The sequence below is a fragment of the Nocardia sp. CNY236 genome (assembly GCF_000482385.1).
GTDB lineage: Bacteria > Actinomycetota > Actinomycetes > Mycobacteriales > Mycobacteriaceae > Nocardia.
Genome location: NZ_AXVD01000007.1, coordinates 130,817 through 143,607 on the forward strand (window position 1 = coordinate 130,817; position 12,791 = coordinate 143,607).

Below are 12,791 nucleotides of genomic sequence, written 5' to 3' on the forward strand. Positions count from 1 at the left end.
GGCACACTATCCGACAGCAGCCCGCCCCCGAAGTAGTCATACCAAACCCCCGCCTCGGAAGGAAACCGGGGATCGTTCCCCACCCGAGGCAGCGACTACGACAGTATCCGCATCGAGGCGGCCGGTTCACTGGCATACTGACCGTAAATCGCCTGTTACCAGAGGAATCCGACGGTTGAGCCCGTGAACAGACATACCACATTCAATGTTCGGTCCGGTGCGAAACGTAAGACATCGCCGGAACAAAGATCGCCCACCCCACTGCGGTCTCGAACCTTCCGTCCGAATATCACCATGCCGACTCGACAACGAAATTCGTTCGTCGACAACAGAATTACGGAACCCTGGCAACGACACCGGCGTACGGTGGCTGACCCATATTGCGCGAACAGCGACTACCCGATAGGAGGCGGCCACCGCGTCCCAGCGCACAGATCGCCGGATGAGATCGCATTGTGATCACAGCTGCGGTCGAAGGACCCCTCGATTCGGGACCATCGACAGACGCCTACCACGGCGCAGGTTCGTAGTCTGCGAATGTCGAAGCATCGCCCGCCGAAGGAGCACCACGCATGCCCACCACGCACACGGATAGCCCGCACCTGTCGGCGTCGGCTGCGGTGGTCGTCGGCATCGACGGTTCCGACGGCGCCGATCTGGCCGTGCGTTGGGCCGCGGAAACAGCTGCGCGGCGTGGCCGTCGGCTGCTGATCACCTACGGATTGAACCTTGCCGCGGCCCAGGCCGTGTTCGGCGGATACGACCTGATGGTTCCCGCGGTCGCCGAAACCTTGCGGGAGGAGGGGGCCACCCGATTGAAGGCGGCCGCACGACTGGCGCACCGTGTTGCCCCCGACGTGCACGTCGACACCGAGTTGTCGCCTGCGCGACCGGCCCCCTTGCTGATCGAGCGGTCGAAATCCGCCCATCTGCTCGCGCTGGGCGCCGGGCAGGGTGGCCAACTCGCCCGTATCGGCTCGACGTTGCTCGCGGTGACCGCACATGGACACGGCAATGTCGTAGTCGTCCGAGACACCGCCACCGAGGAGCTCGTCCGGCACCGCGGGCCCGTCGTGGTCGGCATCGACGGCAGCCGCGCATGTGAACCCGCGATCGCCGCGGCATTCACCGAGGCCAGCATCCACAACTCGACTCTGGTCGCGGTGCACGCAGCCAGTGACATGTCTGTCCACCCGCGTGCCGGACTCACCGGCCTGCTTCCCGCTCGCGAACTCGAAACTGCAGCCCAGCAGGTGCTTGCCGAACAACTCGCCGGCTGGCAAGAGAAATTCCCCGACGTGCACGTTACCCGTGAGGTCGCCGCGGCAGCGCCGCGCAATCTGCTCACGACCTGGTCGAAGTCCGCGCAACTGCTGGTGGTGGGTAGTCGGGGGCGAGGCGGATTCCTAGGCCTTTTGCTCGGCTCTACCAGCAATTTCCTTGTCCAACACGCACGTTGCCCGGTCATGGTCGCCCACGACGCTCAGAAGGAATCGAAATAGTATGTCTACCAGTAACAATCAGCCCGTCCTCGTCGGAATCGACGGTTCTCGAGCGGCGCTAGCCGCCGTACGCTGGGCCGCAGTCGACGCCGCACACCGGCACGTTCCACTGCACATCATCGATGCGATCGGCGCCCAGATCGACCTCGGACCCGGCATCGGGATCCCCCAGGTGGACTTCAGCGAGTTCCGCCAGGACGGGCTGGCCGCGCTCGACATCGCCCACAAGACCGCCGTCGAGGCGTCCTCGCCGATCCGGGAGATCCACATCACCACCCAACTGGTGGAGGTGCCGCCGATTCCGGTCTTGTGTGATCGGTCCGCGACGGCTCGCATGCTGGTCGTCGGGACACGCGGGCTCGGCGCCTTCGGTCGTGGTCTGTTGGGCTCGGTCAGTACCGCTGTCGCCCGACACGCCGGGTGCCCGGTCGCGGTGATACCGGAAGCACCCGAACGTTTCGAAGGTCCGGTGGTGGTCGGCGTCGATGGCTCGACTCACAGTGTGCGTGCCATCGAGATCGCATTCGACCAGGCCGCTCATCGAGGTACAGGGTTGGTAGCGGTCCACACGTGGTCGGAACTGTTCCACTACAAGTCGCACAGCGAGTTGCAGCACGAGGGTGAGGCATTGCTCGCGCAGAACCTCGCCGGCTACAGCGAGAAGTATCCCGAGGTGTCGGTTCGACGTGTCGTGGATGGCGCCAAGCCCGCCAAGCGACTGCTCGACGAGGGGGAAACAGCTCAACTGATCGTGGTCGGCAGTCACGGACGGGGCGGTTTCGCCGGGATGACGCTCGGCTCGGTGAGTCAAGCGGTCCTCCATGCGGCGACTGTGCCGGTGATCATTGCTCGGTCGGTGAGCTGAGTTCGAGCAGAGCGCATGAGGCTCGGTCTGCGACAGGCGGTTCGGTCCAGAGGCAAAAGTCCGCTCCGGCCACTCGACTTGCGGGGCAACCGGCGACCCGATCCGGGACCAAGGACTGTTCCCTCCGCGCCGTCGAATCCCTACCGTCGGCACTATGGATCAGCTACCGACCGGGAACACTATCGAGAAGGCCGTGCTACTCGCCGGCCGGGCGCCGTCGCTGCACAACAGCCAACCCTGGCGATGGGACTTCGACGGCGAGGCTCTGCGCCTGTTCGCAGTACCCGAACGCATGCTTTCGGCAACCGATGCCTCCGGCCGACAGATGCTGATCAGCTGTGGGATCGCACTCGACCACCTACGGGTTGCCTTGGCCGCCAGTGGTTGGCACACCTTCGTAGCTCGCTTCCCCGACCCGAACCACCGAGACCATCTCGCCACGCTCACACTGCAACCGGCCACGACTGTGACAGACGGTGACCGTCAGCGCGCCGACGCGATCGTCACCAGGCGCACCGACCGTTTGCCCTTCACCGAACCCACCAACTGGCCCGATTTCGAATCCATTCTGCGCACCACGTTCGACCCGGCGGACGCCTTCCTCGACGTATTGGGCGACGACAGCCGCCCGGCGCTGGCCCGGGCATCGGAGATGACGGCCTCGCTGCGTCGCTACGACCCCGGGTATCACGCCGAATTACAATGGTGGACAGGGCACACCATTGCCAGGTCCGGAGTTCCGGGGGAAGCACTGACTTCACCGGAAGAGCAACAGCGTGTCGCCGTGGGCCGCCGATTTCCAACAGCCGAGAGCACTCCACGACGACGTGGGATCACCGCCGATCACTCGGTGATTCTGGTGTTGTCCACCGATACCGATACCCCCGACGACCTCGTTCGGTGTGGTGAGGTGCTGTCTACAGTGCTCCTGGAGTGCACACTCGCCGGTTTTGCAACCTGCACCCTGACGCACCTGACCGAGATCCCACGCAGTCGGGCCGTCGTCCGCGAACTCACTGAGCACTCGCGACTGCCACAGGTGCTGATCCGGGTCGGTATGGCGCCCGACACCGCGAACGACCCTCCACCGACGCCGCGCCGACCTCTTGCCGACATCCTCAGCACCCACACCCGCAATGCGCGGTGAACTCGCACGACACCCGCCTACAACCGGAACTGGAGTGTTCGGTTCGTAGCGCCGAAGCAGCCGCAGTCGACCACGGTCACCGAGTGTGGGCGAGTCGGGACCAAGTGCCCTACCCCCCATGAGGAAGGCCTGTGTCCGAAGCGCTTTGCATCGAGAAGACTCGAAGAATGATCGCCAAGGACGCCGCATCGACCACACCTGCACCCGATCACCCAACGATGCTCGCAGTGCTTCGGTTGGCTGCCCGAGCACCATCGGTGCACAATACGCAGCCGTGGCGCTGGGTATTCGACGGCGTGCGCTTGCACCTGTACGTGGACGCCGATCGGCTACTGCCCTCGACCGACCCGCTCGCCCGCCAGCTGGTGATCAGCTGCGGCGCCGTACTGCATCATGTGCGGACCGTGTTCGCCGATCGTGGCTGGCACACCGACACCACACGGGTTCCGCTTCCCGAGCGCCCCGACCATGTGGCGGTGATCTCGTTCCGTCCCTGGCCGGACCCGCCCACGGGCGTCCATTCTCGCGCGCTCGCCATCGGCCGGCGGCGCACCGACCGACTGCCGTTGTACACCCCGGAGGGCTTCGCCGACATTCTGCCTCGACTGCGGATGCTCACCTCCCCACACGAGGTCGAGCTCGGTGTGCTCGACCAGGCTGCCCGCCCCCACCTCGCCGCCGCCTCGAAGGAGGCCGACACGGTACGCGACGGCGATCTGCTCTATCAGACAGAATTACAGTGGTGGGTAGGACATTCCGAGATGTCCGAAGGCGTGCCCTCGTCCGCTCTGGTGTCGGAGAAGGAATTCGCGCGGGTCGGCATCGGACGCGCCTTCCCCGGCGGGCCGCACTCGGCCCGACGCGCGCAGCTCGAAGACCAGGCTCAGCTGGTGGTGCTCAGCACCGACACCGACACGGTCACCGCGTGGCTACGTACCGGAGAGGCACTGTCGGCCGTGCTGTTGGAGTGCACAGCGGCCGGGCTGGCCAGCTGTGCACTCACCCATATCACCGAAATCCCCGCAGGCCGGAAGCTACTCGCGAACCTGGTCCCCCACCCGGCCATGCCGCAGGTCCTGATTCGCATCGGCACCGCGCCCGAGGACTCCGACATGACCCCGCCTACCCCTCGCCGGGCGGTCACCGACATGTTCACCGTCACCGAGGCCCACTGACCCGCCCTTGGCTCCGGCATAGCATCGAAGTCACCGCAAACTCGCTTTCGGTGCCCGGGTTCGCCCCCGCGATCGCGGCGAATGCCATAGGCGGCCCGCGCCGTGCTCACTGCCGGGTTTTCTTCCCGCCCATCACCCACGCCGGTCCGGTCAGGAACCAGACCACCGTGATGAGTGCCAGCGGCTGCACGACTTCCCGCAAGGCCGCTGCCTGCTCCGGGGCGGCCACCGTGATCGACAACCCCAAGCACACGATCAGGGCTATTCCTCCCGCGATCAACCATCTCCCGAACGACTTCATCTCGGCGCGCAAGACTTCGGCGCTGTCGCGCGAGCGCTTGGGGGGTCGCGGAGCACCGGCGAACCAGTGGGCGAATCTGGCATCGAGCCATTGGATGGCCGGCTTCCCGAAAACGATCGTCACGCCCAGATAAATCCCCGCGAGGCGGTGGACCCCAGTGACCTCGGCGCCCTGGTGCACGTCGATCGCCACCGCCACGAGCAGGATCACATCGATCAAGGGCACCATGGCCAAGACCGCTGTGCTCACCTTCTGCAACCGCGGCCCGTATCGCAGCAGCAGCCCGACCGCGGCAATGATCCAGAATCCTGCCTCGCAGGCGAGAATTACAGCCACAATGGGATCGACGCCCGATCCGTCGACAGGATTCACTTACCCCTCCTCTTGCCTACCTCGACTTCTGGGAGTGAACCGGCGCAGACGAGCGGGTAGGCAGCTACGCCGATCGTGATCCTACCGGCAGCCGTAGCCGCAGAGAGCGGGTCGAGTAGCAGACCCGGGTGAGGGCCGATCCTCACCTCACTGGCGGGCCGATCGACCAACGTTGCCGAAGGTCGTCCGGCTCTAGGCAACCGGCCCGACTCGGACCACGCTGGGGTCATGTGCAACGCCAACGATCATTCCGCTGCAACGCGACCAAGGCTTCGCTGTGCCGCCAGGGCACGTGGGGCAGATTGTGCGCAGGTGGATCGGCGGCGAGACCATTGACCGGCGTGTCGCCTCGCCCCCCTTACCCCCAGACCGACCCGCACACGCCGTTCGCGCAATTGCGTGAGACGCATTCCGGCCTGGTGGTGCTATGTGGGGACCGCGCCTACAAGATGAAGAAACCGGTGGTCACCGACTTCCTCGACTTCGGGACGCCGGCAAAGCGGGAGCTGGCTTGCGCCCGAGAACTCGAGCTGAATCAGCGCCTCTCACCCGACGTCTACCTCGGTATCGCGCATCTCACCGACCCGGCCGGTGGCGCCGCCGAGCCGTTCCTCGTGATGCGCCGAATGCCGGACGAGCTGCGCCTGTCTGCAATCCTCGACGAGCCGGCGCGGGGTTGCGCCGAATTGTCGGTACTGGCCGACATGCTGGCTCGGTTTCATGCAAACGCCCGGCGCGGCCCCGAGATCAACCGGGCCGGGACACCCACGCAGCTGCTGCGACGCTGGCACGCCCTGCTGGCCCCCCTGCGCGAACATCCCGGCCAGCCGACCGATTCGCACGTGATCGCGCGCACCGAATACCTCGCCGTCCGATATATCGCCGGTCGCGCGGCACTGCTCACGGCCCGAATAGCAGACAAGCGCATCGTCGACGGTCACGGAGATCTGCTCACGGAGGACATCTTCGTCCTGCCCGACGGCTTCCGAATCCTGGACTGCCTGGATTTCGACGACGAGTTGCGCTATGTCGACGGCCTCGATGATGCCGCATTTCTGGCCATGGACCTCGAATTTCGCGGTCACGCACAGGAATGCACATCGTTTCTGGCCGACTACCTGCGCGCCGCAGATGATCGGGTCCCGGAATCGTTACAGCACCACTATCTCGCCTACCGGGCGATGGTCCGCGCGAAAACAGACCGAATCCGCGCAGGACAAGGCGACCCGAACGCGGCCGGGCACGCCGAGCAGCATATCCAGATCGCAGCACGACACCTGGAGCACGCAGCGGTGCGGTTGGTGCTCGTCGGAGGTTTGCCCGGCACCGGGAAATCGACAGTCGCGTCCGGGTTGGCAGCGGCGACCGGCGCCGATCTACTGTCCAGCGACAGTGTGCGCGCGCAGATGCGTATCTCGGGCGCCATTGCCGGGGCCGCCGGCACGTTCGGCGCGGGCGCCTACCGCCGCGCCGCCAAGGCCTCGGTATACGCGCGCCTTTTGGAGCAGACCCAGGATCGGCTCGAACACGGAATCTCGGTGATACTCGACGCCAGCTGGATCGATGCCGATATGCGCGCCCAGGCTGCCGCGGTGGCCGAGCGGACCCACACCGATCTGCTGCAACTACGGTGCGTTTGTCCGCGGGCTCTCGCCGAACATCGAATCGGCACCCGTCCGCATGGAGACTCGGAGGCGACGCCGGCGATCGCGGATGCCTTGGCCGCCACAGCATCACCGTGGCCCGAGGCGACAGTGATCGACACGACGCATCCGGTCGACGAATCGGTCGCTGCGGCGAAACGGGCCTGGCACGACCCGATGGCCCGGACCCCCACGTGCGAGGAGAGGTCGTGACCGGGGCGGAGTCAGGACCGAGCGCTCGGCGCCCGACCGGCGTCGTCGTCGACTGCAGTGGTCACCGACAACTTGTCCACCAACCAGGCCCGGGCGAGTTCGGCAACCTTCTCCAGCGCACCGGGCTCCGCGAACACGTGCGAAGCGCCGGATACCACCGTCAGCGCGGTCTCACAGGTCATCGCACGCGCCGCACGTCGATTCAGATCCACGACAACGTGGTCGTTACCACCCACGATCAGCAACGTCGGTGCTCGCACCGCGGCCAGCGCTGGTCCGGCGAGATCCACTCGCCCACCACGTGATACCACCGCCGAGATCGCGACACTGGGGTCGGTTGCCGCCGACAACGCGGCGGCAGCCCCGGTGCTGGCGCCGAAATACCCGATTCGGATATCGGCGACGTCGTCTTGCCGAGTCAGCCAACGCGTGGCCTCCACCAACCGCTCCGACAGCAACCCGATGTCGAAGACCCGGGCCCGATCGGCCGCCTCATCCGGGGTGAGTAGATCGAAGAGCAATGTGCCCAGCCCAACCCGATTCAACGCCGCGGCTACGTAGCGGTTGCGCGGGCTGCGCCGGCTGCTGCCGCTGCCGTGCGCGAACACCACCATCCCGAGGGGGCCGCACGGAATGCACAGATGCCCGCCCAATTCGACCTCTACGGCGGGAATCACCACCTCCTCTTCGCGTAGCGGAGGGTCGTCCACAGGGTCTGTCGGTGACTCCAGATGATTCGCACCTCGCCGTTGCGAGTCGGGCTGATCCGTGCCGGCCCGGCACAGCAGTTCGGTGACCTCGGCGTCGGGCACCTGCCCGAAACGGCGATACCAGTAGCCCACAGCGCCGAACCATGTCGGTGCTTCCAGACAGATCACCTCGTCGGTCTCTGCCTCGAGCTCGGTGAGGGTGTCTCGTGGGGCCACCGGAACGGCCAGTACGACGCGCCGCGCGCCCCGTGCCCGAGTGACCTGGCAGGCTGCGCGGGCGGTCGCGCCCGTGGCAATGCCGTCGTCGACGACGAGCACCGTCCGACCCGACAGTCGAATTCCACGACGTGCGCGGCGCAGCCGGTCTGCCCGCCGGGCCAACTCGGCCCGTTCACGGCATTCCACTGCCGCCATATCCTCGTCACCGAGTCGCGCCTGTGCGACGACCAGGTCGTTGATGACCACCACGTCGTCCTCGCCGAGCGCGCCGAATGCGAGTTCCGGCTGCTGTGGGACACCGAGCTTGCGTACCACGATCACATCCAGCGGCGCACCCAGCGCGCGCGCGACCTCATAGGCGACCGGCACACCGCCGCGAGGTAGGCCCACCACCACAACGTCCTCGCTCCGGAGATGGTCCATCCGCTGCGCCAAGCGTCGTCCGGCGTCGCGACGATCGTCGAACATCGCACACCTCCTCCCGACATTTCCAGCATGCGCTTCGATCGGGTTGCGCGACAGAGGCGACGGACGCCGCATCGGAGGTATCGCGACAATGGGCGACTACGAACGTGCCGACAGGTTCGAACCCTCGATCGAGGACCTTCGCCCTGCGGCCGGCTCTTGGTCGGGCACCCCGACGAGGCGAACGCCGGTCACGATGGTGGGTTCTATCCCGATGACCTCGACATCTCGATCCGGCCACGCGCGCAGGAGTTTTTCATACCGCGCGATCCGTTCGGGATCGGTGATCGGTCGTGCGATTCCGGTCACGACGACCGACCAGCCCATCTGACTCGCCGGGTCGATGTCGTCCGCTTCATAGGCGACCACGACGTCAGGGTCGCTGCGCACCTTGTCGGTGACCCGCGAAACGAGCTGGGTGCGCACAACCACGACGCCGCCGTCGACGAGGTGGTTGACCGGACGGATGGCCGGCAAGGCGTCACGGGTGAACACCACTCGCCCATAGGATGCGCTCGCCAGCAAGCTCAGCGCCTCGTCACGCTGGATCCCGACCAGCGCCCGATCAGCAGCAGCGTCGGCCGCATCGCTGGACGCATCACAGATGCCGTGGCCCGCGAACACGTGATTGCTCGACGTCACCTCGATCACCACACACGTCCGACGGTGATCACGATCGACTGTCCTCGTGCACCGAATCGTTCTGTTCCATGGCTCGATCTTCGGTCGCAACCGCTCGTGGGTACAGAAACGAAAGTCACCACTCGGTGGCCGTTGGCAACCTGTACACCCCTACGGTCCCGCGCACGACGGTCGCGACGCGGTACGCAGCGTAATCGGAAAGATCTTCCCCACGTGGGCGGCGGTATTGCCCATCATGGCAGGACCTTCGCCCCTGTGCAGCAGCGAGTGACCTGGAGCACGCTCATCGCACGAGGAACCGAGGGAGGCGTTGGATGGAATATCGAGTCGTCTTGGTCGAGTCGGCGCCGGAAACGGTGTTGCGGGTACCGCGCGAGATTCGTCCGAACCCGTATCTACTCGGCGAAGATGTTGCAGAAGGAATGCGCGAACTGACCAGAATCGCGCAACGGGCTGGGCTGACCGCCAGCGGCGCACCGACGATCACGTTCACCCACGAACTACCCGCCGACGAATCGATCGCCGTGGACTTCGGCGTTCCAGTGGAGCCGGCACCCAATCTGGGACCCAGCTACGGCGCGCAGGTGGTCGTGATGCCGGGAACTCTCGTCGCGCGCACCTGCCACCATGGCAGCTACCGTGACCTCGGCGCGGCGTATCTCGCCCTCCAGGATTGGATGCGCGAAGCCGGCTATCGGCCGATCGGTCCACCAACCGAGGCCTATCTGATAGGTCCCGACGAAGTCACCGACCCGCGGCGGCTGCTGACCGAAATCCGGCTCCCCGTCGCTCGGGCACCAACTATCGCGGTTCATCTCGCCAGCCCCTTCGACGACGTCGTCGAGCGCACCCGGAAGGCGCTACGCCAGCAAGGTCTCAGCGTGATCGCAGAGATCGACATACGGGCCATGTTGCGCGAGAACATCGGCGAGCACATCGAGAACTACGTAATGCTCAGCGTCTGCGATCCTCGGTCGGTCCACCAGGCACTGTTGGCGGACCGCCATGCCGGGCTGCAGCCGTATGGGGTCGTGGTCCGCTCGGTCGACACCGGCACTCTGGTCGAGGCCACCGATCCCGAGGCGCAGGCCCGCCCCACTACGCACCCCACGCACCACCCGGTTGCCGCCAGCGCGCGCCGGTTACTCGCTGCCGCATTGGACGACCTGCTCGATACCAACCGCGATGCGGCCCGCACTGACCGCAGCCCACACCACCGTCGGTGACCATGGTCCCGTCAGCCGAGGCAGGAGGCCTCTCATCAGGTCCGAAGCCAGCAGGAAGGCTTCCTGGGTATGGCACAGGAGCAACCCCGCGTCGCGGTTGTCTACGCGACCGAACAGGGATCGACCCGCGATATCGCCGAATTCATCGGCGCCGAGCTGGCGGGCCGAAACGCCACGGTGGAACTCGCCAATATCGATCATGCCCCAGAACTTTCCCGTTTCGACACGCTCGTGCTGGGATGTGCGGTGCACAACCTGGATTTCCTGCCGGCAGTCGTCGGCTACGTGCATGCTCATCGCGGCGAATTCGAACACTGCGATGTGCGACTGTTCAGTGTCGGGCTCGGGCCGGCACTGCGCGGGCCGATCGGCCGGCGAGTCGGCCGGATCGTGCCCAAGAGTATCGCCGCGCTGCGTGATTCGATTTCCGCACGCGACTACCGAGCGTTTGCGGGATGCTATGAGCGAAAAGGCATCCCGCTGCGTACACGAGTCGCCTACCGGCTGATGGGCGGACGTTATGGGGACCTGCGTGACTGGACCGCGGTGCGCGCCTGGACCGATTCCATCGCCCGAAGCCTGCAGCTGCCCCCGGCAGGCTCGACCACCATCCACCCGTGAGTTCTCCTGCGTGTAAAGATGAGCGACTCGGTCGAAATCGTGAACCCTCGGACCTTGCTGGGCGCGATCGGCACACAGGGGGCTCATGAGCCGGTGAACCAGTTCGGCGTATCGAGCCGGAAAACCTCACCAGGGGCCAGCGCACGTAGATCACGTTCCAGTGCTGCCAGCCGGTCGGCGCCGAGTAGATCCGCCCAGCGATCACGGATCCGATCGAAGGCGCGGTCCGACCTGTTCAGCGCGTCTTCGGCGCGCTCGGTCAGCGTATAGACCTTACGTCGCGCGTCGGTCGGGTCGTGGCCCCGGCGCGCATAGCCCAGACGCTCCAGTGTTTCGATTTGCTTGCCCGCAGCCTGTTTCGAGATGCCGAGGGCGCGGCCGAGATCGGCGGCCGCGCAACCATAGGGTCCGCCCGCGCGGCCGATGGCCTGGAAGAGGAACCCGTGCATGGGCCGCAATTCGGCGTGGCCGTGTTCGGCCAGCTCCGAATGTACCTCGTCGATCACCGCACGAAAGCCGAGCAGCATACGCAACGGCAGCTCGTAGCCGCCGAATTCACTCGCCACAGTGAGTAGCTCTTGACATAGTAGACAACCCTGTTGACCATATGGACAGTTTCATTGTCTATCTTAGAGGTGGTTCTTCGATGACCGTCATCCGACACTCCGACGCCCGCCGCACCGAGACCCCGGGCGGCGTTATGACCACGCTCGCCTCCCCCAGCCAGGGCGGCGCTGGGTTCGCACTGTGGCGGGTCGAAGTGCCCACGGGCACCACCGGGCCACTGCACTACATCGACGCCGAACAGATTTGGACGGTGATTGCGGGCCGGTTCGGCGTCACCCTCGACGCCACGGAACTGATTGTGGACGTTGGTGATACGGTGATCTTTCCGGCGCACGCCCTGCGGCAGGTGCGCACCAACGAAGGCTACACCGCCATCGTCACCGCGCCCGCGGGCGCACGGGCCGGGACACCGGGTAGCGGACACACCCAGCTCCTACCCTGGGGTGCCTGAGCGCCGGCCAGCACGAAGGAACGCACCGCGAGCACGCCACACTCCTGCTCTTCCACCGCCTACCAGGCGCCGAGGAAGATGAGAAGTGCTACGAAGGCATCGTTGTGGCGCAACCTGCCAAACCCGCGGGTGGAGAGGTCGAGCCGACTCGTCGCTAAACCTGAATCCGTGGATGGGCCGCTGGTTGCGGTCGACGTGTGAGACGAGAAAATGCCTCTCGGCCTGGGGGGCCTGTGATTGCTTAGGTCGCAATCGACGACCCGGAATCGGGAGGCATTTTCGGTGAAATCGTCGCACACCTTCGCCGCGGAGTCGGCAATCTTCGATGAAAGCAATCTCGGGTCGCCGACGGGGCTGGTGCGAGCCGCTCGGCCAACTCGGTCGCGACCGATTCGCACAGCTCCAGTTCATCGCCGGGCTCCGGCAATGCGATTCGCCTCATGTGATGAGAGAGATCGAAGTGCGGGTCGCTCTCCCAGATCGGCATCGGCAGGTTCAACGGCGCGGTGTCGATCGGCGCCGGCGACTCCGTCCGGCCCGGGTCGAAGGGACGCAGGTGCACTGTTGGTTGCGGAACCGACGGCGCCACGAACACATCCTTGCTGGCGCCGCCCAGTGCGGTGAGATGCGAAGGTAATCGCAGCGCAACCAGTCGCCACCGGTGGGTCACTG

Annotated in this window: 13 protein-coding genes; 8 read left to right on the forward strand and 5 right to left on the reverse strand. The window is 65.8% G+C overall.

Annotated features, from left to right (window positions below; translation table 11 throughout):
- The first annotated feature begins 572 nt into the window (after nt 1–572).
- The 4 genes from K940_RS27200 (at nt 573) to K940_RS0106710 (ending at nt 4,689) form a co-directional block, all read left to right on the forward strand.
- The gene (locus tag K940_RS27200) at nt 573–1,502 is read left to right on the forward strand and encodes a universal stress protein (protein ID WP_036527729.1); all 930 of its coding nucleotides are present in this window, start codon (nt 573–575) and stop codon (nt 1,500–1,502) included.
- 1 nt (nt 1,503) lies between these two features.
- Nucleotides 1,504–2,367: a universal stress protein gene (locus tag K940_RS0106700; protein WP_028476900.1), complete on the forward strand. Its 864-nt coding sequence runs from the start codon at nt 1,504–1,506 to the stop codon at nt 2,365–2,367.
- A 154-nt stretch (nt 2,368–2,521) separates the two neighbouring features.
- Nucleotides 2,522–3,514 (forward strand): NAD(P)H nitroreductase, encoded by a 993-nt coding sequence (locus tag K940_RS0106705; RefSeq protein ID WP_028476901.1) that lies wholly within the window; start codon nt 2,522–2,524, stop codon nt 3,512–3,514.
- 167 nt (nt 3,515–3,681) lie between these two features.
- Nucleotides 3,682–4,689 (forward strand): hypothetical protein, encoded by a 1,008-nt coding sequence (locus tag K940_RS0106710; RefSeq protein ID WP_051406945.1) that lies wholly within the window; start codon nt 3,682–3,684, stop codon nt 4,687–4,689.
- 106 nt (nt 4,690–4,795) lie between these two features.
- Here the strand turns inward: K940_RS0106710 and K940_RS0106715 are convergent, their stop codons facing one another.
- Entirely contained in the window at nt 4,796–5,362 is a 567-nt protein-coding gene (locus tag K940_RS0106715; protein ID WP_028476903.1) for a hypothetical protein, read from the reverse strand.
- Between the two features lie 341 nt (nt 5,363–5,703).
- Here K940_RS0106715 and K940_RS27205 point away from each other — a divergent pair, with 341 nt between their 5' ends.
- Nucleotides 5,704–7,218 (forward strand): AAA family ATPase, encoded by a 1,515-nt coding sequence (locus K940_RS27205; protein ID WP_231390275.1) that lies wholly within the window; start codon nt 5,704–5,706, stop codon nt 7,216–7,218.
- Nucleotides 7,219–7,229: 11 nt separating this feature from the next.
- Here K940_RS27205 and K940_RS0106725 read toward each other — a convergent pair whose 3' ends face one another.
- Nucleotides 7,230–8,615: a phosphoribosyltransferase gene (locus K940_RS0106725; RefSeq protein ID WP_028476904.1), complete on the reverse strand. Its 1,386-nt coding sequence runs from the start codon at nt 8,613–8,615 to the stop codon at nt 7,230–7,232.
- A gap of 96 nt (nt 8,616–8,711) precedes the next feature.
- A complete protein-coding gene (locus K940_RS27210; RefSeq protein ID WP_369797476.1) occupies nt 8,712–9,254 on the reverse strand; it encodes a pyridoxamine 5'-phosphate oxidase family protein in 543 nt (180 codons plus the stop codon).
- A 314-nt stretch (nt 9,255–9,568) separates the two neighbouring features.
- Between K940_RS27210 and K940_RS30680 the strand changes: the two genes are divergently transcribed.
- Nucleotides 9,569–10,480: a GyrI-like domain-containing protein gene (locus K940_RS30680; RefSeq protein ID WP_051406946.1), complete on the forward strand. Its 912-nt coding sequence runs from the start codon at nt 9,569–9,571 to the stop codon at nt 10,478–10,480.
- A 69-nt stretch (nt 10,481–10,549) separates the two neighbouring features.
- Nucleotides 10,550–11,101 (forward strand): flavodoxin domain-containing protein, encoded by a 552-nt coding sequence (locus K940_RS0106745; RefSeq protein WP_028476906.1) that lies wholly within the window; start codon nt 10,550–10,552, stop codon nt 11,099–11,101.
- An 83-nt stretch (nt 11,102–11,184) separates the two neighbouring features.
- On the opposite strand, the gene K940_RS0106750 is transcribed toward K940_RS0106745, so the two are convergent.
- Nucleotides 11,185–11,667, reverse strand: a complete 483-nt coding sequence (locus tag K940_RS0106750; RefSeq protein ID WP_028476907.1) for a MarR family winged helix-turn-helix transcriptional regulator — start codon at nt 11,665–11,667, stop codon at nt 11,185–11,187.
- 80 nt (nt 11,668–11,747) lie between these two features.
- Here K940_RS0106750 and K940_RS0106755 point away from each other — a divergent pair, with 80 nt between their 5' ends.
- Nucleotides 11,748–12,119 (forward strand): cupin domain-containing protein, encoded by a 372-nt coding sequence (locus K940_RS0106755; RefSeq protein ID WP_028476908.1) that lies wholly within the window; start codon nt 11,748–11,750, stop codon nt 12,117–12,119.
- Between the two features lie 241 nt (nt 12,120–12,360).
- On the opposite strand, the gene K940_RS0106760 is transcribed toward K940_RS0106755, so the two are convergent.
- On the reverse strand, nt 12,361–12,789 hold the full coding sequence (locus K940_RS0106760) for a wax ester/triacylglycerol synthase domain-containing protein (RefSeq protein WP_028476909.1): 429 nt from the start codon (nt 12,787–12,789) through the stop codon (nt 12,361–12,363).
- Nucleotides 12,790–12,791: the final 2 nt, after the last annotated feature.

Bases quoted from the DNA above. Each gene is read 5' to 3' on its own strand.
- K940_RS27200 (WP_036527729.1), top strand. From the start codon at position 573: ATGCCCACCACGCACACGGATAGCCCGCACCTGTCGGCGTCGGCTGCG.
- K940_RS0106700 (WP_028476900.1), top strand. From the start codon at position 1,504: ATGTCTACCAGTAACAATCAGCCCGTCCTCGTCGGAATCGACGGTTCT.
- K940_RS0106705 (WP_028476901.1), top strand. From the start codon at position 2,522: ATGGATCAGCTACCGACCGGGAACACTATCGAGAAGGCCGTGCTACTC.
- K940_RS0106710 (WP_051406945.1), top strand. From the start codon at position 3,682: ATGATCGCCAAGGACGCCGCATCGACCACACCTGCACCCGATCACCCA.
- K940_RS0106725 (WP_028476904.1), bottom strand. From the start codon at position 8,615: ATGTTCGACGATCGTCGCGACGCCGGACGACGCTTGGCGCAGCGGATG.
- K940_RS30680 (WP_051406946.1), top strand. From the start codon at position 9,569: ATGGAATATCGAGTCGTCTTGGTCGAGTCGGCGCCGGAAACGGTGTTG.
- K940_RS0106745 (WP_028476906.1), top strand. From the start codon at position 10,550: ATGGCACAGGAGCAACCCCGCGTCGCGGTTGTCTACGCGACCGAACAG.
- K940_RS0106755 (WP_028476908.1), top strand. From the start codon at position 11,748: ATGACCGTCATCCGACACTCCGACGCCCGCCGCACCGAGACCCCGGGC.